Origin of the sequence: Bacillus sp. TH30, assembly GCF_016650875.1 — a bacterium.
GTDB classification, from domain to species: domain Bacteria; phylum Bacillota; class Bacilli; order Bacillales; family Bacillaceae_G; genus Bacillus_A; species Bacillus_A mycoides.
The window spans coordinates 4939935-4962013 of record NZ_JAEKEY010000002.1 but is presented as its reverse complement, the minus strand read 5'-3'; the positions used below and the strand labels follow the sequence as shown (position 1 = coordinate 4962013).

Sequence of the window (22079 nt, the reverse complement as noted above, 5' to 3'; positions counted from 1 at the left end):
GCAGGTATAATAAATATTTTATACTATGAAAATCTCTTTTTTCTTACTCATTCCTTACAAATTGCTTACGTCCAGAATAGCTTCTATTATAGGATAGAAGGAGCATTTGTGCCTGAAATTCCGAAGTTTTTCCCAATAAATATATTAATTAAAAAGAAACACAGAGTTTTTTTCACTTCTGTACTGCCCCGTTTCCACAATAAGAAGTGAGCTGTCCTGCTTTTTTCGTCTCAGCTTTTACCTCGTTATCGTTCATTATGCTTCCTGTACCTAGTACAATCGTTCCCACTAATGCTAGCCTCATTATCTTTTTACGAAGATTCATCATTGTTGCTCCTCCATAAGCTGTTTTCGACATCCTCAATGTAAACAAGGATTTGATTTTCCATAACATTTACGCAAGCTTATATTTATTCTTTTTTATTATTAATTCCCCATTGTCAGGAAACTAACAATACCCAGTTTTCTAAAACGATAAAAAACGAATAACATACACAATGAACGTAATGTTCACTTGTTACAACTGATTTTACCGGAACCGGATCTATTTCATGAAACAAATCAAATTACATTTAAAATAAAAAACTAGTCTATTTTGAAAACTTCCCTCACTTTTATTTAACTGTTATTCTATATAAAATATAAAAATTCAACGTCCGTTTATTTAATTTCAAATCTATGATATATTCAAAATATTAATCACACAAAGTTAATAAAATGAAAACAAGGGAAATTTACGAAAAAATATATTTTATATTCATACTAAAATCACATAGTTTTTAGTATAGAAAGGAGATTCAAAATTTGAATAAGAATTTAACCAAAATTACATTAATAAGCGGTCTCGCTCTTATACTTTATCATTTTTTCAAATGGTATTTAGTTGAATTCCTTACCCCATTTGTTATGCCATTTCTTTCAATAATAGTTCATGGATTGTTTTTCTTAATATTAATTTTCACAATCATACATCTTATCAAATACAAAAATTGGAAACCATTAATTATTCAATTAATCATAATAATTACTTGGATATGTATACCATTTAATGAGATTTATATAAATTTAGATTTTATTATCTATAAAGAAGATCGTGAAAAAGTTATAGCACTTATAGAACATAAAGAGTTAACTCCTAATGTTCATTATGATAGTAGACAAATTCATTTACCTAAACAGTTTGCATCCACGTCCAAAAACGGTGGGGATGTAATTATTCAACAAAATAAAAATGGTATTTCTGTTTTCTTTTTTACTTATCGTGGTATATTAGATAATTTTTCAGGATTTATTTACACACCAGATGATACTAAACCAAACAAATACGACTTTAATAATGAATATAAAGACATCACAAAAATAGAAAAAAACTGGTATTATGTCACATCATATTAAAGAACACAAAAATTTTCTTTTAATTATATTAAAAACATACCGTATTTATAGAAAGGGAATGCTTGTATACTATATACTGATCTGTACTGCATTCCCTAATTAGGCCCGAAACGGATTCTTGTCGTATTAGCTCATTCAAGGTGATGCAATTTTTTTACAAGCGATACATCTTTTTTATCATATACGTCGCTTTAACACCACTCAATATAGAGGTTGCTGTTTCAAATGACTCGAACCTTAACATAGGAGTAGCATCACACATCCATCAACTTAAGAATTTTCTCGTTTTGGATTATTTGTTTTTCTCAGCTTGATTGTGACAGGGCACTGCCAACAAAAAGCGATTTTCGTACGCTAAGCGATCTTTTATATAAAAAAGCCGATTTCCTGTGAAGTGACCCCCGAAAGTTAGACAGGTCGTTTCATTAGGCAGCCTCTAGGGTATGAGCCCGGTATTGTACCGGGCTCATACCCTTTAATTTTGCCTTAATTCTTTTATGATTATAGTATTCTATATACTTTGCTAATTCTTGTTTGAAATGTGTTATACTTTCAAATTCTTTTCGATACAGAAATTCTGATTTCATGATACCAAAGAAATTTTCAATAACGGCATTGTCATAACAGTTTCCTTTGCGAGACATACTTTGAGTAATGCCACAGTTCTTAAGAGAATGACGGTATTGTTTCATTTGATAGTGCCAACCTTGATCAGAATGAATGAGGAGTTTATCCAGATCTGTTATACGTTCAAAAGCTTGATCTAACATCGTTGAAACAAGGGAATAGGTCGGTCTTGAACCAATTGTATAGGTAATAATTTCACTATTAAACAAATCCAACATTGGTGATAAGTATAACTTCTCCCCAAATAACTTAAACTCCGTAATATCTGTAACCCACTTTTCATTTGGTTTTACAGCTTGGAAGTTGCGATTTAAAATATTTGGCGCAATTTTCCCAACTGTCCCTTTGTAAGAGCGATATTTTTTCATACGAACAAGACATTTTAACCCTAATTCTTTCATAAGGCGATACACTTTTTTATGATTTACTTTGTGTCCACGATTCATAAGTTCATCACGAATACGACGATACCCATAACACCCATCGTGTTCATTATAAATAGCTTGAATCAGTTCTTTTACTTCTGCATTTGGATCAGGACGATTGAACTGTTTCATCCAGTAATAGTACGTACTACGTGGAATGTTTGCGAGTTGAAGTAACTCCTTGACAGGAAATTCATGCCTTAACTCATAGATTACTTGCGCTTTGTCTTGTTTGGTGATTTTTCCTTGTTTTGAACTAAGGCATTCAACTTTTTTAAATATGCATTTTCCATCCGTAAACGCTCATTTTCGGCTTGTAGTGCTTCTATTGAACCTTCTACTACTGGTTTTATTTTTTTATCTTTCATGGTTGGACGCCCCTTTTTCTTTGATTGTAGGGCATCCAATCCTCCTGTTTCATAGGCTATTTTCCATTTCCGAAGTGTTTCATAAGACGGAATATTGAAAAGCGCCGCTGTTTCTCTGATAGATGTCCCGTGTTCATTCATATAATAAAGTATATCTAGTTTATACTGAGCTGGGTATAATGTATAGCACTTGTCAAAGGCCCTTTCACCTGAAGATTCATATCGTCTAATCCACTCACGAATTAAAACAGGAGTAACTCCTATAGATTTAGCAATTGTTTTTCCACTCTCTGAACCATCTAAATATCGTTTCACCGCTTGGATTTTTTCTTTTGAAGAAAATTTAGCCATAAAAAATGCACCTCCAATTGTTAGACCGTGTCTAACAATTGGGGTGCACTTCACCTGTAATCTAAAGGATAATCGGCTTTTTACTATTTATTTGTAGTAGTTGAAGAAATTCTAAAGGGATAATCATATTAATTATTATCTATAAAACAATTCGTTTCTCAGTTTCTGAATCAAAGTAATGCACTTTGTCCATGTTTAAACCTAGATCTATATTAGATTGACTTTGCACATCTAAAGATGTGTCCACACGTGCAACAAAGGATTGGCCATTAATGTTAGAATATAGATATGTTTCTGCCCCCATTAATTCTGCTACATCAATCGGTACTGTTACTTTTGCGTTATATGGTAAAGCCTCGATTTCTTTTCCATAATAAAAGTCTTCTGAACGTATTCCTATTATGATTTCTTTATTCGTATATCCATTATTTCGCAAGCCTTTCATCTTCTCTTCTGGCACTTCAATTTTCCACTTATCAATCATAACTGCATTATCTGTTAATACTCCTTTGAAAAAATTCATTCCAGGTGAGCCGATGAATCCTCCGACAAATACATTCTCTGGATTATCATACACTTCCTTCGGTGTACCGACTTGTTGTACAATACCATCTTTTAGTACAACTAAACGCGTTGCCATCGTCATAGCTTCTATTTGATCATGTGTAACATACACAGTTGTTGTTTGCAGGTGTTGATGTAATTTTGTAATCTCAGCACGCATTTGAACACGCAACTTCGCATCTAAGTTTGATAAAGGCTCGTCCATTAAAAATACTTTTGCATTTCGAACAATCGCTCGGCCTAAGGCAACACGCTGGCGCTGCCCACCTGAAAGTGCTTTTGGCTTCCGGCTTAAATACTGCTCAAGCCCAAGAATTTTTGCTGCATGTTGCACACGCTTATCAATTTCTTCTTTACTATACTTTCTTAGTTTTAATCCAAATGCCATGTTTTCATACACACTCATATGCGGATAAAGCGCATAATTTTGAAATACCATTGCGATATCTCTATCTTTCGGTGTAACATCATTTACACGCTTTCCATCAATATAAAAGTCGCCTTCTGAAATTTCTTCAAGTCCTGCAATCATACGTAACGTTGTAGATTTCCCACACCCTGAAGGGCCAACCAAAACGATAAATTCTCCATCATTTATTTCTAGGTTAAAATCTTTTACGATTGTCACATCATGATCATATTTTTTGTAAATGTTTTTGAATGATAGTTGAGCCATAATATCCTCCTAGAATTCGAGCTATATTTATAGATATTGTTAAAAATTATGATGACATGAATTATAAAATCTTCGAAATATCCTTCATACTTTCTAAAATATAATCCGCTTTTCCTTCTAAATCTTCCTTCCTGCTCGCACCCGATAAAACGCCCACTACTTTAATGTTACTATTTCTCGCGAATGTAACGTCTGTTAATGTATCACCTACCATAAGCACATCTTCTTCAGTTAGTGAAAATTTTTCTTTAAACATATGATAAAAGTCACTTTCAGGTTTTGTTCTATTCACACCATCATCTGCACCTAAAAAATCTACATAATCATATAACTCAGTCATTTTCAGAGAATGAATAGCTGCATCAACATCGTCTGCCGTAACAACCCCAATAATATATTCATTGTCTTTTAAATATCGTAACGTTTCCTTTGCACCTTCCACTTCTGTAAATACAAGATCATCTGCTGTAGAGTACTTTTTGAATAGAAGACATACATTTTGAATAAAATCCTCTTTATCCACATATTGATTTTCTAACAACGCATACCATGCAGCCGCAATAAAGTAATTTGTGCGACAAGCTAGTAAACTCGTACTCTCAAAATCGTTATCATTCATACCAATAATCGTTAAGTAGTTATCTCGTTTACTTTTTTCATTTGGATACGTTTGAAATATATCATCTAACACACGATGCACAATTTTGTACCAAACTGAATCTAACTGTATTAATGTTCCATCTTTATCAAAAATAATCGCTTTATTCACCTTTTATTCCCCCTATAACTTCATTCCATGTTTTTATATTTTTATTCTGAACTTTATTATGAATAGGATTAATAAACGCTACTAATTCGTCCTCTTCCCATCCCTCAACTCTAGCGTACGCCCCTTCATTTAAAGAGAATGCAAAGGTTACGTCGCTGCCGTATTCTTTTTCAATCGTTTGCCCATTAATAATTAGTCTCCACTCAGACGATTTGTCAGTAGAAATGCTGTAAATAATATTTCCTTTAGCCTCATCACCGACATATATCGTTTCACCCTCGTTTTGAATATCTATCGTTAATTTTCTAAATCGAGAGAAATAAATTCTTCCCTTTTTGATTGCTAATTTTAAGTTTTTAATAGATAAACCGTTACATAATACATATGTTCCTGGATCACCATAAATTGATGGGTCTTTTGATCCTGGGAATGTTTTAGACGGATGTAAATGAGAATCACTTCCTCCTATTCCCCAGATTTTAAGACCATTTGACCACATTTGATCGAAACAACGTAAAGCTTCTAAAGTAGATGATTTACTTTTTTTATAAGTTGGATCACACATAATTTCCATCGTATGAACATTTTCTAAGTTAATATTAACTTGGTTCGCCCAAGGCTTCATAAATGGATGATTCACACTCAATAAATAACCTTTTTCTTTCATGAGTGAAAATAGTGCATTCATTTTTTCAGCGCTAAATGATTCATTTACATACTCTGTAAAATCAACGAATTCTCTTATACCAAATATGTTGTAATGACCGAAAGGAGTTGTAAGTTCCATGGATGGTATAATTAATGTGTTTCCTTTTTCATAAGATGGCATAACGATATTGTGCTCCGTCGCATATAAAAAATCTAATTCTTGTTTTTCACATACTTTCATTCCAAGTTCATCATCTATCTCGCCATCTGTTAAATCTGTATGTTCATGAAAATCCCCTTTGTACCAGCGATGCTCTTCATTGACTACCTTATTAAAACGGTCTTCATCGATAAAAACATTTTCCTTACAAAAATGCTCTCTATTATACTTTCGTTCTAACTGATCATTCACTACTATATTTACTGTGTAGTCAACTTTTTCTCCAGTAAATTTCACTACTTTCTTTGCACAATGAGGGATATATATGACTTCTAATTCCCAATTACCTGACTGTATTTCTCCTCCAATACAACCAGCAGAGCAAAACATTGAATCTTTCGATACGACTAGTTTTTCATTTACAATTGGAGTTTGGTATTGCATACGTACATAACCGTTAGGATCTCTTACGATTAATAAAAGCGGAATTTTCCGGCTGTCACCTTGATCAATTGTTAATGTAAAGTTTGTAATATCAGTTTCATCCATTTGGAAACAGTGTTTATTTTTTACGAATGGTGAAAGTGTTATCGTACTTGTTATTTCGATCATAGTTCTCACACCTTTTTAAGTTTTAACGAAGGAATTTTAGAGGCACTTCCTTCGTTAAAAAGCACCTCATGTTGGTAATATTACTTCTTCTTTTTCAGAACTTTATCTAACTCTTCTTGCGCAACTTTAGCTGCTTCATCTAATGCTTTTTTCGCTGGAACTCCTTCAATCTCCACTTTATCTTTCGCTACATTTAAAGCGTCATTGATTTTTCCGCCCGTTGGATCTACAAATGGTCCCACTCCATTATTGTTAGCTTGCTCTACTGGGATTAATGCTTGTGGTTGTTTTTTTACAAATTCAGCATATGGACCGTAATCTGTTACATTGTTACGAACAGGGATATAACCTGTAGCCATGGACCATTCAGCCGTTTTCTCAGTAGTAGTCGCAAACTTCATAAAGTCATATGCGCCTTTTGCTACTTCTGGATCAATATTTCTAGTTAATGTGAATAAATATGTTTCTAGTTTTGGCGCTGGCTTATTATTACCCCAAGATGGTTGTGGTAATGCTTCAAATGTGTTAAGGCGTTCTTCCTCAGTCATTCCTTTTCCTAATGATTTAAAAACAAATCCTTGATCACCAGATGAGCCTGTAAATCCTAGTGTTCTACCTTCAACTAAATCAATTACAGTTTTATCCCAATATTCCCATCCAGTTCCACCTGAATGTATTTTCATAATTTTATCTTCATGAAGCCATGTACGGAATTTCTCCCATACCGAAACCCAAGTGTCATCGTTAATTAATACTTTTTTACCATCTTCGCTTAATACGTTTCCACCAGCACTGCGAACCGCATCAATTAAATTTGAAGTTCCCCACATTGGCATCCAACCAGCATATGTCACATTTCCATTTTCACCACGTTTTGCGACTGTTTTTGCTACCTTTTCTACACCTTCCCACGTCTTTAAGTCATCTTTTGTAAAGCCATTCTCCGCTAATGCTTTTTTATTGTAATAAAAAATTTGCGTTGTACCGTAAAACGGAATTCCATACAACTTCTCGTCAATTGTTGCTTGCTCCATAAACCCTTTTCCGTAATCTTCCTTTTTGAAATTAGTATCATTTTTAACATATTCATCTATAGGTACGATTAACTGTTTTTTAGCATATTCTTGAATGACATCAGAACCTAGTAATGCAATTGCTTCTTGGTTATTCGCTGCAAATCCACTTTGTAGCTTTTGATATGACTCATCGTAGCTACCCGTTTTTGTCGTTTTCACTACATATTTGTCCTGACTTTTATTGTATTCTTCCACAATCTTATCTACACGATCTGCAAGAGAGCCCCCTACTCCATTAATGAATGGAACAACAACCTTCTCCCCTTCTTTACTTGCTTTAACCGTACTCCCTTTTCCACCTGAACAACCCGCAAGTGCACTAACAAACAATGTTATAACTGTTAGAAGCATGAATAATTTTTTCATCCCACAACTCTCCTTTAATATTTAATTACCCCTTTATTCCTGAATCAGTAACACCAGATAAGAACCATTTTTGTAGAATCAAAAATACGATTAAGAGCGGCACTGTTGCGATTGTACTTGCAACCATAATGTGTGACCAATCTCGTCCTAAAGAACTATTAATGAAATAATCAGCAATTCCATTCGTAATTAGTTTTTGTGTATTATCTTTCAAAATAAGAGCTGGCCAAATGTAATTATTATAGTTACCAATAAATGTGACCAATCCTAGAGTTACAAATGATGATCGTGTCATTGGAAAAATAATCTTCCAAAGAATTCGCCAATCACTCGCTCCATCAATTTTGGCTGCTTCTACTATTTCAAAACCAACTTTGTGGAACGTTTGTTTCAAATAAAAAATACCGAATACGCTAACAGCCATAGAAATCATGTATCCAAAATGTGAATCAAGCAAACCAAACTTCCCTAACATTACATATACAGGAACATACGATACAGCTCCAGGGATCATATAGGTTGCCATCACAACACTAAACGTAATATTCTTGCCTTTAAACTTATAAAATGCCAACATATAAGCAAAAAGCGCTGACGAAACAAGTACATATATAGTAATGATGAAAGAAGTATAGAAACTATTAAATAAATATGTGCTAAATGGAAGTATATCTAATACTTGCTGATAATTTTCCCAGTGAAATTCTTTAGGCCAAAAACCTCCTTGTAATACTTCACTAGATGTTTTAAACGAACCAAGCACCATCCATATGAATGGAAAAATAAATAGTATACTTGATAACGCTAGAAAGAGATGCTTTACGATTAATGGACCTTTTTTCATATTATTCACCTTAATAGTTCACCCACTTATCACCTGTTATTTTGTTAATAACAGATAGTAGAATTGTAATGATTAGTATGATAAATGCGATTGCTGTTGCAGATCCCATATCAAACTGTTCAAACCCTTGTTGGAAGAATAAATATAGTAACGTACGCGTCGAACCACTAGGCCCACCTTGTGTTAAAATTTTTATTTGATCGTAAGCCTGCACCGAAGAAATTGTATTGACGACAACTAAGAAGAAAGTTGTTGATGAAACCATAGGCAGTGTTACATATCGAAATTTCTGCCATGAATTTGCTCCATCAATACTAGCTGCTTCATATAAACTATCTGGAACTTTTTCTAATGCGCCGATATAGAAGATCATCGTCCAACCAACTAATTTCCAAACTGTCATAATTATGACTGCTAACATCGCTGTTTTACTACTTTGAAGCCAGTCCAAACCTGGTATTCCGAAAAAGTTTAGAACTTTATTAATAACTCCAAATTGAGGTTCATATAAAAGTGACCACACAATGGATACAGCTATTGTTGGCGTTACCCAAGGTGAAAAGATCATTAATTGGTACAATGCGGAACCTTTGAATTTTTTTCGGAAGAATAATGCAAAACCTAAGCCCAATGCAATTGTTGGAATGACTGTTCCAATTCCGAAATAAAACGTATTGAGCAATGCTTGCATAAAAGAATCTTGTGTAAATAGATTAAAATAGTTTTCTAAACCAACAAAGTTAAAATCATTCGTCATAAAATCCCAATCAGTAAAACTAATACCTAAACTAATGAAATTCGGAATAATCCAAAACAAGATTAGAGGTATTCCAACTGGTAGTAAAAAGAACACAGCTTTTGATAGTTTTATTTGCATTCTTGCCACCTCCTAATTCATATTGTACGAGTACATTATTAACACAATGTTGTTAATTTGTTAACTAATTGTAAAAACAACAAATTAACAAAATAAAACAACATATAAACAAAAAAAGAAGACTATTTCTCAACTTACTAAGAAATAGTCTTCTTTTAGTTTTTCTATACTGTTATTACTTCAACCCCATTACTTGTTAGCACATTTTGCCATGATTCATCAAGTTTTGCATTCGTATATAACGCATCAATATCACTAAAACTCCCGCTTTTATAAAACTTTGTTAAATTAAACTTTGACTCATCAGCCATCATTACAACTTGTTTTGCATTATTCTTTAACTGCTTATATATTTGTGCATCTTCAATATACGAACATGTCAGTTCTTTTTCTAATGAAATACCATCACAAGAAGCAAATAATTTATTAACAGTGAAATGATCCAGATAGTTTAGCGTCATTTCTCCAGACAATGCTAAGGAATTCGTATTCAATATTCCCCCTATGACTATTAACCTGCAATCAAAGGAATCATATTGGTCTTTCAGCTCAATAATTTTATTGACAGCTGGTATCGAGTTTGTTAAAATTGTTAAATTCTTTTTATCGTATATGTAATCTAAAATTTGCATTGTGGTTGTCCCAATTTCAATTGCGATAATATCATTATCTTCTACGAGTTTACTTGCTTCCATTGCAATTTTTCGTTTTTCTTCAATATTCTCAGCTCGACGTTTATCAAAATGAAATTCTAGTGTTTGATCTTTTTTCTTAATTGCACCACCATGTATTTTCGTAAGCTGCCCTTCCTTGTGCAACATATCTAAATCTCTTCGTATCGTTTCTGTTGTAACATTTAATATCTTCGCTAAATCATTCACCATAACTCGGTTGTACTTTTCTAACTCATCTAGTATGTGTTTTCTTCGTTCAAATTGCGTGTACGATTTCATTTCATTAACACCTCTTCAAATTACGAAAAATATTGATTTTCTAAAAACTCTTATTATAAGAAAGACTGAATCGTTACTTTTAACATAACATCATTTACAGAAAGAAGGAACGATTATCTTTACTATATTTCGTCAAAGGAACAATGATATATATCACCTTGTTATATTCACCATACTTTTTTATAAAGAGTAGTACTTTTTATTTTCATCTAAAATTTAAATTTACTTAACAATAAAAACAAGATTAAAATAAATAAAAGTTTATTGTTAAACGATAAATTTCATGTTAGATTAAATAGATAATATTTAAATGAGGTGCTTTATATGAAACAAGGATCAACACTCTTTTTAAAGACAGCTATTATTCTGATTGGAATCCCTGTTCTTGCTTTATGTATATTTTTAGTTCCTAACATAGGGAAATATGCAGCGGAATTGTTCCCGGATATTGCATTTATAAAATATCTTGTTTTAATCAATCTATATGCAACGGTGCTACCTTTTTATTTTGCTCTGTATCAAGCTTTTAAACTTGTAAGCTTCATTGACAAGGGTAACGCTTTCTCGAAATTATCTGTTAGAGCTTTAAAAAAGATAAAAAACTGTGCAGTAACAATCAGTATTTTATATGTGGTAGGTATGCCACTCTTCTATCTTGTAGCAGAGAGAGATGACGCACCAGGTATTATTATACTTGGCATGCTCCTAATCTTTGCTTCAATGGTTATCGCAGTCTTTGCTGCCGTTCTCCAAAGACTTTTAAAAGATGCGATAGATATAAAATCAGAAAATGATTTAACGGTCTGAGGTGAATAACATGGCAATAATAATTAATATTGATGTAATGTTAGCTAAAAGAAAAATGAGTGTAACAGAGCTTTCGGAGAAGGTTGGAATTACAATGGCTAACCTTTCTATATTAAAAAATGGAAAAGCAAAAGCAATTAGAATTACAACTTTAGATGCTATTTGTAAAGCATTAGAATGCCAACCTGGGGATATTTTAGAATATCAACCTGAAGATACCGAATAAAAAAGAGTCCTTCTTGTATGAAGGACTCTTTTTATTGCTCATTACGGCGCAAAATTTATTTGACCAGTAAACAATAAGATAATCGCGATAATCCAAAATATAAAAAATGATGAGGACAGTATTAATGAAATAATAGCTATCCCCTTCTTCTCTGTTTTTTTCGTCATTGTGATTATTGAAAGTATAATACCTACACCTGTAAGAGCAATCGTTACATAATCTCCAACTATATTTCCCGCATTCGCTATTCTCGTCGGAGTTATAAAAACGAATAAAAAACACATAATTCCGATGAGTAAAGATATATATCTTATTATACTGTACTTCTTTTTGGGAACTATTTCGGTTTTCATAATACCCACCCCTTTTATATAGCTATGTGTTCATATTAGTATGAATAACCATAATTTGGTTAAAGCAAAAAAACAGATACAGTGGAAACTTCCACTGTATCTGTTTTTTATTTAATATATAAACCAGCTTTTTCAATTACAGGAGTAAGGTCTTTCATTTTCTCCTCTGATAATGCGGTTTTCATCTTACTATCAAATTTTTCATGCACTTCTTTATACTTAGCTTCATTTTGTAACTACTAAATCCGCCCTTTTCCTCGGCGATTCCTTTTCCAAATAATACCCCTCAGCTTTCCAATACCTACTTTGAAATTTTGAAAGGTTCTTCTGCGTTTCTGGACTTTCACGTAGAAACCTTGTCTCTCTTGAACAATCCAAATACACCATATAATGAAAGAAATCTCTCCATTCTTTTCGCTGTAGAAACACTCCTTCTACTATTATTACACCTACTAAAGGAAGCTGTATTTCTTTCATTTCACACGAGTCTGTTTCATCATCATAAAAAGGTAATTCTAATTTAATATCGCTTTGTAACTTTTGAAAAAGGTTTCGCAGCAAGCAATCGATATCCCATTGAAGGTTGTAGTACTCATACCATTCTGCAAATCCAGTATTATATCGCTTGTTACGCTCGGTTATGTGATCATCAATATGAAAAATATGAAACGGGATTCCATTTCGTTTCATATTTTCTTCTAATTTTTTAACCAACGTTGTTTTACCCGAACGACTTAGTCCGTCTATACCTAGTATAAATCGCTCATCCTTTTGTTCCTTAATCACTTTCATTATTTCATTTGTGCTCATTACTTTTGCCAATCTTCTTTTAATAATGAATAAACGACCGTGTCATGAGCAACATCATTTTGAATCATATATTTTCGAAGTAATCCTTCTTCTTGAAATCCGGCTTTTTTTAATAAATTACGGGAAGCTTCATTTTCTATATATACGACAGCTGCAATTCTTATAAATTGCAACGTTTCAAATCCATAAGCTAGCATTGCTTGCAGTGCTTCGGTTGCGTATCCTTGTCCCCAATATGTATCATCTAGCTCATAACCAATTTCAGCTCGTTTATGATGATTGTTAATTAAATGAAACCCACACGTACCAATTAATTGATCCGTGCCTTTCTTCTCTATTCCCCAGCGAAATACACTTCCCTCTTCATTACGCTTTCTAAACGTTTGAATAGTCGTTTTCGCTTGCTCAATATTTTCGAAAGAGTCCATTCCGAAATAACGAATAACGGATTCTTTTGAAAAATAATGGAACATCGCTTCTGCATCTAATAGTGTAAGTTCTCTTAATAGTAAACGTTCTGTTTCTAATTTTGGAAACCCCATCCTCTTTTTCTCCTTCTATTCTAATGAACTACAAATTTCAATATAATTACCGTCTGGATCGGCAATGTAAGCAATTGTTTGTCCCCACGGTTTTACGATTGGCTCAACTAGAACTTTAACCCCTTGTTCTTTTAATTTCTCAATCGTTCCCTTTACATCTTCTACAACAAACCCTAACTCAAAATGAGAAGATTGTAGTACACCTTCTGTAAGAGGTAGTCCCGTTAACTCCTTAACATCCTCTCGTGTATTCATCGCTAAAATTGTTGCTCCTGTTTCAAATTCAATATATGTACCGTGCTCTGCTCTTATTGGCAATCTTAAAATTTCTTTATAAAACTGAAGACATTGCTCAAACTTTTCCACATATAAAATAATGTATTTCATTTTTAAGTTCATAATTATTCCCCCTTAACCTTCACCTCTAAAAATTCGACAAATGTTTTTAAAAACCTTGTACCTTATTGAGATGAGCACAAAAAAATGAGGCCGATTTCTCGGCCCCCCAGCTTATTGGCATAAAACAGGAGATTTGGTTTGGACATAACCAGTTCTTACATTTATTATATTTTATTTTTTCTGAATTTTAAATATAATAAATACCTATTTATGTTGAGAAAGTTTTTTTACTTGCATAAAATCATACCGCTTAAGAAATGCTACAAATGGAGGTGTATACATATGGAACCAATGCTTTGTCCAAGTTGTAAAACGAACCGAACTCGCTTTAATATTCTCGAGCAACAAGTAAAACCAGTAAAATTAAATCCGCAAACTGGTCATGTAGAAGAAGAATACACGAATGAAACGATGAACGCTTTTCATATGGCTTATCAAGGACCTACTTACCGCGTCCAATGTGCTGTATGTGGGCTTGTTGAAAACCCAGAACAATTTATAAAACCTGCGCAAAATCAGTCTTTCTCTTAAACATTTCCCTACCCCCTATCAATTTTCTATAGGGGGTTTTTCCGTTTTACGTAAGCAAGGTGGACAATTGCTGTTTAATCAAAGGTTCCTAATTCATCTACATGTCTACTATTCATACACCGTCATATATTTTTCTTTTCCACACAAATATAGCGGCCCAATAGAATCAAAGAACAGCTAAGCCTTGCGACCCAAAGTAAGGAAAATTTGATGAAGCAACAACCTGCAACCTTACTAGACTACCATCACTTTGAATATTAAATACTGACACTGTGCCCTGATTTCCATTAAGGGTGTAAAAATGTCGTCCATCTTTACTCACTCCAACATCCATCGGAAGACCCGGTGCTGTCCCCGGCGGTGTACTAGTAATATGCCTTACTACTGACAGTACTCCATTGGGGGCGATTTGGTAGGTGGAGATGGTGCCACTTAAAGTGTTCGTAGTGTAGGCAAAACGTTCATCCTTCGTTGTTATAACCCAACAGGCAGTTTTATATCCGTTTTGTACAGAGCCGCTGATTACATGAAGAGTACCATCATTGCTCAATGAATAAGATGACAACGCATTTGAAACTGCTTCTGTAACTAAGAGAATTCCGGACGATAGAAAGTAAGCACCCAATGGGCCTTTACCGTAAGAATCATTAACAATTGGTCCTGTAACCGTACCATCTTTATTTACATGGAAGACACTGAGATGGTTTGATGTAAGCTCGGAGACAACAATTTTACTACCATCCGGGGTGAAGAGAACTTGTGCGGGCTGAGCATTAAAGGTACTGAGAGCATGAGTGGATCGTGGAATAGGTGTAAGGTTTCCCTTATCATCTATGTGAAATCCAGTAATATTTGATGCAAAATTGTTTGCAGCATTACCTACATTGGAGACATAGAGAAGATTATCATACACACCAATGCTATTGGGCTGAGCACCTCCTGATGGCTTTACATCCACGAAAGTTGGCACCCCGTTATCTGCTATGATAAAACTACTGATACTATGACTGCCTGCGTTAACTGCAAATAGGAAACGACCATCACGGGACAAAGTCAGAGAACCTTGTGATGCTAGAGGATCTATACCATCGTTTGCCGTTTCTGTAGAAACTTCCTTTATACCAGTACCTCTTCCGTAAGTTCGGTAAGAACCCACAAAGGTGAGCATTCCATTCGTATCCATATGAAAAGCAACAATGTGATTCATTACTTCATTATTAGTCATCATGTATACCATACTCGCACGAGCACGAAAATAATTGTTCATTCTCTGCATTTTATGACTCTCCTCCCTTCATAATTTTATATGGCCCTTTTGCCATTTAAATTCGCAAGAAAATGTAAATTGGTTTAACAACAAATGCTATTCACCTTGTAATTTCTTTAAGTGAAAACCTTAATAACTTCTGTGATGTTATTAACATAAATCTAAATTATTATCAAAAACGGTACTCAACAATCTGGTCCAATTATTTAATATCATAACTAGTGTTATTAAAACTACTTTATTATGTTTCAAATGACTTTATTGTTACTTAACAGCTACATCGTCATTTATGTTATTGCGGGGAATTTGTTACTTCTCTCATAGCTCTACACCTTAAGTATATAGTTCTTATTGTGTAAAAAAGAATGAACAAAATAAAATTACATAAAAATGAAAGAAGATGATTCCCGTATAATATCTACGAAATCATCTTCTTTAAAAATCCACTCTTTATTATAATATTTCGCTTTTCAATTTCTTAATTTTCCAAGAGAGCCTTATAAAGAGATACATATACATACAACCAACAAACCCCAGCATAACTTTCGCCCAAATTGGCACTCTTGATTCTGTTGAACTTAAAAATGCGTTATACATTGAGGGTAATATAGTTATTGAAATAAATGCAAAAAATTGTAGTAATTCCTTCATTTTTTGTACCTTCGTCTCTTTTTCTGAGTAAATGTCAGGTAACTCATTTTCTTCTTCTACTTCTTTACAAAAATAATTCCATTTTGCAAAACTCGTTACATGTTTCCATCCACACATTTCATATATATCAATATATTCTTTTTGTTTTTCTTTTGAATCTTTATAATCCAATCTAAAATCCGCTTTATATACTACATCTTTCGGCTCCGTTTTCTTAAACGTATACATTATATTATATTTTTGTAATGCCCAGCCTTGTTGGTGCATATTCCGTAAAAAAGCTTCTTCTTTTTCTACGCTCCATACCGCGAAAGGTTTGAATATCTTCTTTGTCTCCATCTTCCATTCACTCCCCTAAAATACTATTCCCGTTTTTAACCGAACGCTGTAATCTGTTGTACTCTAGTTCCAACACTTCTCTCCCAAACGGTGTTAACTCGTAGCACTTCTTTCTGTCAGTAGATGCTACTTCAACAATTAACTTTTCTTTCAATAACTTCGTCGTATTTCCGTATAAAGTACCAGGACCGAGCTTGACTTCCCCATTTGTCATCTCTTCTACCATTTGCATAATTCCATAACCATGCATTGGCTTCACTAGTGACAATAATATGTAATATGTCGCCTCAGTTAATGGAATATATTTTTGCGCTTTCGCATTCATTATAACTACCTCCGATACATCGCTTCATGATATATCGACTAGCGATACATCGTATAACGATATTTTATAATCATATTCCAAAATATGCAAGTGTAATATTAAAATTAAATATCTATTTCTTCGGATTAAAAAATCATACCAATTTTCTGAATAATTTGTTAAAATATAGAAATATCCACTTTTATTTTGAAAGGAATGATACATATGATAAATAAATTAAAAGAAAACATAGGATCTGTTTTTGTCGGTAAGGAAAATGTAATTGATTTACTCCTCGTTTCATTACTTGCTGATGGACATGTACTGCTTGAAGACGTTCCTGGCACCGGGAAAACATTACTAGCAAAAACAATTTCTAAAAGCATTGGTGGTAATTTTTCTCGCGTTCAATTTACCCCTGATGTACTTCCGAGTGATGTAACAGGTATTGAATACTTCAATCCAAAAACGAGTGAATTCGAGTTAAGACTTGGACCAGTCATGACAAATATACTACTTGCAGATGAAATTAACCGCGCGATGCCGAGAACACAATCTAGTTTGTTAGAAGCGATGGAAGAACGACAAGTAACTCTTGAAAAGCAGTCTACTCCTCTTCCGAAACCATTCTTTGTTATTGCGACGCAAAACCCGATTGAATCACAAGGAACTTTCCCGCTTCCAGATGCACAACTTGATCGCTTTTTAATGACGATTTCAATTGGTTATCCGTCTCCTGAAGATGAATTAAAAATGATGCGACGTTTTCGCAACAATGCACCGTTAGAAAGCGTCATATCTGTCATTTCTCTAGAGGACATTTTAGAAGCGCAGAAACAAGTGAAAGAAATTTTCGTATCAGAACCGTTAGAACACTATATTATTAAACTTGCTCACGCTACAAGAAATCATGATTACATTGCTAACGGTGTAAGCCCACGTGCTACATTAGCTTTAGTACGTGCCGTTCAAGCACTAGTCTTTTTACGCGGCAGAGAATATTGTATACCTGAAGATATACAATTTTTAATTCCTTCCGTTTGGAATCACCGTATCGTCTTATCGATGGAAGGTGCCTTACGCACGACAAAAAATGAAATCATGCAAAGGATTTTAAAAGAAGTTGACGTACCTGTGGAGATTGAACAAGCATGAATGGACAGCGCGTTGTAACTGTACCTTTATTTTTTCAAATCCACATTATTCAATTAACTGTGCCAGGCGCTATACTATTTACGTTTTTTCTGCCGCAACGAATTATTATGTTTCTCTTTTTCTTCTACTATTTATTTGCGATTTTCATTTATAAATATGTCGCTTACATAGAGAAAAGATTTCAAGTTATAAATGAAAAACAAACAACTCGGCTTTTCCCTGATGAATCTGGACAGTTTTTTATTCATTTAAAAAATGGTGCAAATATACCACTCGTTAACGGCGTTTGTTATTTTCATTTAAATTCATCTCTTATACCGCATAAGGATCAAGGGATTGAACAAATATCGAAAACGTTATTTTCTTTCCCATTTTCACAACCTGCTCATTCAGCACAAAAATGGGATTTAACATTAACCGCAACGAAGCGTGGTGTGTTTCAAATTGAACAGTTCGAATGTGTTTTAAAAGATCCTTTTCATCTTTTAACTGTACATTTACCTGTTTTCGATAAGTTAAAGGCTGAAATTATTGTGTACCCTTCTCCTAAAGAGGTAGCCGGTTTACAAGAACTTCAGCAACTATTAACAGGTTCGTATCGAACGAATTTCTCTTTTTACAATGATGAAACATCCATTATCGGTGTTAAACGATATGAACGTGAATCTTTCCGCTCTATTCATTGGAAAGCATCTGCTAAAATGCAGGCGTTACAAGCGAAGCAATATGAACCTGTAAAAAATTATAGTTGGACAATTTGTCTTTCTTTAGCTGCTGATCGTGGGTTTGGTTGGAAAGAGAATGTAGAAGACCTTATTTCTTTTACAACATACATTTGCCAATACGCAACGAAGCATCAAATTCCGTTTGAGTTATTTATTAGCGTTTTAGCAGAAGGTGGCCCTTTGCTTTTACCATTAAACGAAGGACAAACACATTACGCCAAAGCGTTAGAAGAATTAGCACGTATTTCAGATGATAGTACGCTACTTCCGAAACAAGGATTTCTTCACTATGTAACGAGAAAAAGGGAACGCTCATCTACAATGATATACATTGGTTTACAGAAAAAGGAGCTCCCTCTTCTATCTCAGCCTGCGTTCCTCATTAATAATGAAGGGATGGTGGAAAAGCTTGAAAACTTGGCTCTATCACGTTAATGACTTTATTCTGCTCCTCCTCCTTTCGTTATTAACAGAAAGGGACGAACTAGTTGGTATTGCTATATTTTTAGTGACCGGTTATGTAGGAATATTTCTTATTCATAAATTTATGAATAAAAAAACAACAGGTTTTGTACTACTGTTAGTTATTCAAATAGTCGGTTTTTCTTTATTTTTACCTTTTTCTCTTTTTGGCACAATATTATTACCACTGTTTTTCTTTATCGTACACTCTGTTGGACCGGGATATCCAGTACAAAAATCGTTAGGCGGTATTGTATGGTTTGTCGTTTCAGCTATATTTTATGCCCCCTTTCCGCCATTGTGGAAATTGTTACTATTAACTTTACACATTATGATTACATTTTGGTTAACAGGTTCCAATCGTAATCAACAGCTATTACGTTTCACTTCTATTATTACGATTGGAATAATTAGCGCTTTACTTATTCCGGTATTTCCTTATATTCGGCTTCTTTTTTCTTATATCATACAAGTAGTTGCCTTAGGATTTGGTTATGCTTTAAATCCATTGTTCTCTGCAGCTGCATTAAAAGATACAGACGACTTTTGGTCGAATAAAGGAAATTTAAAAGATCCTCAAATTAAAGAGGAATTGGGGCAGCGTCCTTTTGATCCAACTCTCATTAATAGCATTACAATAATAGCCTGTACAGCCATCGCTATTTACGTCGTTTGGAAAATAGTAAAAAAACGAAAACATTTAAGTTTACCAAATATGCCTGTCTTTGAATCTACAATCATTACTGATAAAGAAGGCATTAGCCAAAAACGGTTCAAACGAAATAAACCACCAAATAACGAAATTCGGAAAGAAATTTTCAAACTTGAGAGTAAACTATCCCCTCCTTTAAATCGTGAACGAGGAGAAACTGTTGAAGCTTGGTTAGAAAGAATAAATCTTGAAGAAGAGGTAAATATTCAGAGTCATATTATTATAGACGCGTATAATGTAGTGCGTTATTCAAATGGTGAAAACACTGTACTTCTGCATGAATTTAAGGAAGAGGTTCATAAGCTTTATGCGTATCAGAAGAGTTTGAAGAAGAAGAGAAAATGATGTATACAAAAAGACTCCTATTAAACTAGGAGTCTTTTTGTGTAAAAGTCCACGTTGCTTTTCACAAATTATGCTTTTTTTCCTGCTTCAATTTCTAAAGATTCTTCATGCCACCAAAGTGTTTCTTCAGGATCCTCTTTAGCAATTTGATGTGCTTCTTTTTTCGATTCTACAGTAGGGTAAGAACCTTTTAGTGCACGTCCTGATGTTGTGACAAACAGTACACTAAACACAATTAATCCAATTACACTTACACCAGTTAAATAAAATGCTGGTGCCAGTGGATTACCAGTAGCATGAACTAAGTATGAACATACAAGCGGCGTTGTACCACCGAATATAGATACAGAAATATTAAAGGAGATAGAAAGCGCACGATAACGTACATCGGTGAAAAAGAGTGCTGGTAATAACGAAGGCAATGTTCCTTCATATACACTAAGGAAGAAACCTAAAATGAAAATACCCGCAAACATGGCTACAATATGTCCGTTACCAATTAATAAAAATGCTGGAATTGAACATAATGCTAAACCAAGTAAGCCAATTTGTACTACGCGTTTATTACCTACTTTATCACTTAATTTACCGAAATAAAGTGCCAGTGGAATCATAAGTGCCATCGTAATTGAAATAATTAATAAGCCCGTTGTTTCTTTGACTTTTAGTACTTGTGTTAAATAAGAAGGAATATACGAAAGGATCATATAGTTTGTAATGTTAAAGAAGGCAACAATTACTGTGCTTAATAAGAAGTCTTTTTTGTGATATTTTAATATATCCATAAATGAAAATTGTTCGTTGTCTTCAGATTCCTCTTGTGCTTTTTCCATCTCTTGAAAGATTGGAGATTCATCTAAATGACGTCGTAAATATAAACCGACCAAACCAATTGGTGCAGCAATTAAGAAAGGAATACGCCATCCCCAGCTGAGCATTTGCTCATCTGTTAATAATAACGTTAAAATGGTAACAATTACCGAGGCAGCAATGTAACCTGAGAGTGTTCCAATTTCAAGACCACTACCGAGTATACCACGCTTTTTATCTGGAGAAGATTCTGCGATATAAACCATTGCTCCTGAATATTCGCCGCCTGTAGAGAAGCCTTGAATCATTCGAGCAATTAAAAGTAGTATTGGTGCCCATACACCAATTTGTTCATAGGTTGGTAGTAATGCGATGAATAATGTAGAAAGTGCCATTAAAATAATAGTTGTACTTAAAACAATCTTTCGGCCATACTTATCTCCTATTCTACCAAAGAAAATACCTCCGATTGGTCGAACGAGAAAGGCCGCTGCAAATGTACCAAATGTAAGTACAAGTTGCAAACCACTATTATCCACACCTGAGAAGAATAGTTGACTTAATATTACCGCTAAATACGCGTATAATCCAAAGTCAAACCACTCCATTGCATTCCCTATACCAGTAGCAATAACTGCTTTCCTGGCTTGTTTAGGATTGACAATATTAACGTCTTGAGGTTCAAAATTCAAATCATTATTTTGTTGCATATAGTAAAACAGCCCCTTATTTAATTTAACTTCTTTAAGCACACCTTCTCTTACTAGAATAAATTCAATACGAAGCACTTAAGGAAAAGCAACGTCTCCTTATCTGTTATTATTGTTTCACATAATTAATTATTTGTCCAACGAGATGCTTCCTAGATTAAGTAATTTACTATTTTAAAAAGCTGAAGAAGGCGCTATACGCGTACCTTTTTCAGCTTTT

The 22079-nt window shown here is 33.9% G+C and carries 24 protein-coding genes and 1 pseudogene; 7 read left to right on the top strand and 18 right to left on the bottom strand.

The features are described from left to right. Window positions 1-172: 172 nt before the first annotated feature. The gene (locus JFU20_RS27575) at window positions 173-328 is read right to left on the bottom strand and encodes a hypothetical protein (RefSeq protein WP_002168135.1); all 156 of its coding nucleotides are present in this window, start codon (window positions 326-328) and stop codon (window positions 173-175) included. A 476-nt stretch (window positions 329-804) separates the two neighbouring features. On the opposite strand from JFU20_RS27575, the gene JFU20_RS27570 reads away from it, so the two are divergent. Further along, window positions 805-1395 carry a hypothetical protein gene (locus tag JFU20_RS27570; RefSeq protein ID WP_002013513.1) on the top strand — a complete coding sequence of 197 codons (591 nt, stop codon included), beginning with the start codon at window positions 805-807 and terminating at the stop codon, window positions 1393-1395. A 425-nt stretch (window positions 1396-1820) separates the two neighbouring features. On the opposite strand, the gene JFU20_RS27565 is transcribed toward JFU20_RS27570, so the two are convergent. The 8 genes from JFU20_RS27565 to JFU20_RS27530 form a co-directional block, all read right to left on the bottom strand. Further along, a protein-coding gene (locus tag JFU20_RS27565; protein WP_201039132.1) for an IS3 family transposase occupies window positions 1821-3166 on the bottom strand; the annotation gives its coding sequence in 2 pieces (ribosomal slippage) (window positions 1821-2725 and window positions 2725-3166; 1347 coding nt in all). Between the two features lie 139 nt (window positions 3167-3305). Next, window positions 3306-4406 (bottom strand): ABC transporter ATP-binding protein, encoded by a 1101-nt coding sequence (locus tag JFU20_RS27560; protein ID WP_201039131.1) that lies wholly within the window; start codon window positions 4404-4406, stop codon window positions 3306-3308. Window positions 4407-4467: 61 nt separating this feature from the next. After that, window positions 4468-5175 (bottom strand): HAD family hydrolase, encoded by a 708-nt coding sequence (locus JFU20_RS27555; RefSeq protein ID WP_033715810.1) that lies wholly within the window; start codon window positions 5173-5175, stop codon window positions 4468-4470. Then, the gene (locus JFU20_RS27550; protein ID WP_033715811.1) at window positions 5168-6595 is read right to left on the bottom strand and encodes a CehA/McbA family metallohydrolase; all 1428 of its coding nucleotides are present in this window, start codon (window positions 6593-6595) and stop codon (window positions 5168-5170) included. The genes JFU20_RS27555 and JFU20_RS27550 overlap by 8 nt, the downstream gene beginning before the upstream one ends. Before the next feature lie 80 nt (window positions 6596-6675). Next, entirely contained in the window at window positions 6676-8037 is a 1362-nt protein-coding gene (locus JFU20_RS27545) for an extracellular solute-binding protein (protein ID WP_201039130.1), read from the bottom strand. 25 nt (window positions 8038-8062) lie between these two features. Continuing rightward, on the bottom strand, window positions 8063-8881 hold the full coding sequence (locus JFU20_RS27540) for a carbohydrate ABC transporter permease (protein ID WP_002110514.1): 819 nt from the start codon (window positions 8879-8881) through the stop codon (window positions 8063-8065). Between the two features lie 10 nt (window positions 8882-8891). Continuing rightward, entirely contained in the window at window positions 8892-9758 is an 867-nt protein-coding gene (locus tag JFU20_RS27535; RefSeq protein ID WP_002013521.1) for a carbohydrate ABC transporter permease, read from the bottom strand. 164 nt (window positions 9759-9922) lie between these two features. Continuing rightward, window positions 9923-10711 carry a DeoR/GlpR family DNA-binding transcription regulator gene (locus JFU20_RS27530; protein ID WP_002013524.1) on the bottom strand — a complete coding sequence of 263 codons (789 nt, stop codon included), beginning with the start codon at window positions 10709-10711 and terminating at the stop codon, window positions 9923-9925. Window positions 10712-11035: 324 nt separating this feature from the next. Here JFU20_RS27530 and JFU20_RS27525 point away from each other — a divergent pair, with 324 nt between their 5' ends. Both JFU20_RS27525 and JFU20_RS27520 read left to right on the top strand, forming a co-directional pair. After that, window positions 11036-11518: a DUF2975 domain-containing protein gene (locus JFU20_RS27525; RefSeq protein WP_002013525.1), complete on the top strand. Its 483-nt coding sequence runs from the start codon at window positions 11036-11038 to the stop codon at window positions 11516-11518. A 10-nt stretch (window positions 11519-11528) separates the two neighbouring features. Beyond that, entirely contained in the window at window positions 11529-11744 is a 216-nt protein-coding gene (locus JFU20_RS27520) for a helix-turn-helix domain-containing protein (protein WP_000974615.1), read from the top strand. 41 nt (window positions 11745-11785) lie between these two features. On the opposite strand, the gene JFU20_RS27515 is transcribed toward JFU20_RS27520, so the two are convergent. The 5 genes and pseudogenes from JFU20_RS27515 to JFU20_RS27500 all read right to left on the bottom strand — a co-directional run bounded on the left by JFU20_RS27515 (window position 11786) and on the right by JFU20_RS27500 (window position 13848). Next, on the bottom strand, window positions 11786-12097 hold the full coding sequence (locus JFU20_RS27515) for a hypothetical protein (RefSeq protein WP_033715812.1): 312 nt from the start codon (window positions 12095-12097) through the stop codon (window positions 11786-11788). 110 nt (window positions 12098-12207) lie between these two features. Beyond that, window positions 12208-12333 (bottom strand): annotated as a pseudogene (locus JFU20_RS30880) (DUF3887 domain-containing protein); the annotation flags it as partial. Next, on the bottom strand, window positions 12323-12907 hold the full coding sequence (locus tag JFU20_RS27510) for a kinase (RefSeq protein WP_002013531.1): 585 nt from the start codon (window positions 12905-12907) through the stop codon (window positions 12323-12325). The gene JFU20_RS27510 and the pseudogene JFU20_RS30880, both read right to left, overlap by 11 nt. Continuing rightward, window positions 12907-13449 carry a GNAT family N-acetyltransferase gene (locus JFU20_RS27505; RefSeq protein WP_002013533.1) on the bottom strand — a complete coding sequence of 181 codons (543 nt, stop codon included), beginning with the start codon at window positions 13447-13449 and terminating at the stop codon, window positions 12907-12909. Before JFU20_RS27505 ends, JFU20_RS27510 begins: the two co-directional genes overlap by 1 nt. Before the next feature lie 15 nt (window positions 13450-13464). Then, entirely contained in the window at window positions 13465-13848 is a 384-nt protein-coding gene (locus JFU20_RS27500; RefSeq protein WP_002013534.1) for a VOC family protein, read from the bottom strand. Between the two features lie 282 nt (window positions 13849-14130). On the opposite strand from JFU20_RS27500, the gene JFU20_RS27495 reads away from it, so the two are divergent. Beyond that, window positions 14131-14379, top strand: a complete 249-nt coding sequence (locus JFU20_RS27495; protein WP_002013535.1) for a hypothetical protein — start codon at window positions 14131-14133, stop codon at window positions 14377-14379. Between the two features lie 166 nt (window positions 14380-14545). On the opposite strand, the gene JFU20_RS27490 is transcribed toward JFU20_RS27495, so the two are convergent. The 3 genes from JFU20_RS27490 to JFU20_RS27480 all read right to left on the bottom strand — a co-directional run bounded on the left by JFU20_RS27490 (window position 14546) and on the right by JFU20_RS27480 (window position 16961). Further along, on the bottom strand, window positions 14546-15655 hold the full coding sequence (locus tag JFU20_RS27490) for a lactonase family protein (protein ID WP_002013536.1): 1110 nt from the start codon (window positions 15653-15655) through the stop codon (window positions 14546-14548). A 444-nt stretch (window positions 15656-16099) separates the two neighbouring features. Beyond that, on the bottom strand, window positions 16100-16636 hold the full coding sequence (locus tag JFU20_RS27485; protein WP_002013538.1) for a DUF2812 domain-containing protein: 537 nt from the start codon (window positions 16634-16636) through the stop codon (window positions 16100-16102). A 7-nt stretch (window positions 16637-16643) separates the two neighbouring features. Continuing rightward, window positions 16644-16961, bottom strand: a complete 318-nt coding sequence (locus tag JFU20_RS27480) for a PadR family transcriptional regulator (RefSeq protein WP_000991890.1) — start codon at window positions 16959-16961, stop codon at window positions 16644-16646. A gap of 204 nt (window positions 16962-17165) precedes the next feature. Between JFU20_RS27480 and JFU20_RS27475 the strand changes: the two genes are divergently transcribed. From JFU20_RS27475 to JFU20_RS27465, 3 genes are read left to right on the top strand one after another with little or no spacing between them, the layout of a single operon-like run. Further along, window positions 17166-18095: an AAA family ATPase gene (locus JFU20_RS27475; protein ID WP_002013539.1), complete on the top strand. Its 930-nt coding sequence runs from the start codon at window positions 17166-17168 to the stop codon at window positions 18093-18095. Then, window positions 18092-19255 carry a DUF58 domain-containing protein gene (locus JFU20_RS27470; RefSeq protein ID WP_002165538.1) on the top strand — a complete coding sequence of 388 codons (1164 nt, stop codon included), beginning with the start codon at window positions 18092-18094 and terminating at the stop codon, window positions 19253-19255. The genes JFU20_RS27475 and JFU20_RS27470 overlap by 4 nt, the downstream gene beginning before the upstream one ends. Continuing rightward, entirely contained in the window at window positions 19230-20339 is a 1110-nt protein-coding gene (locus JFU20_RS27465) for a DUF4018 domain-containing protein (RefSeq protein ID WP_002165537.1), read from the top strand. Before JFU20_RS27470 ends, JFU20_RS27465 begins: the two co-directional genes overlap by 26 nt. A gap of 68 nt (window positions 20340-20407) precedes the next feature. Here the strand turns inward: JFU20_RS27465 and JFU20_RS27460 are convergent, their stop codons facing one another. Continuing rightward, window positions 20408-21859 (bottom strand): MFS transporter, encoded by a 1452-nt coding sequence (locus tag JFU20_RS27460; RefSeq protein WP_002084815.1) that lies wholly within the window; start codon window positions 21857-21859, stop codon window positions 20408-20410. Window positions 21860-22079: the final 220 nt, after the last annotated feature.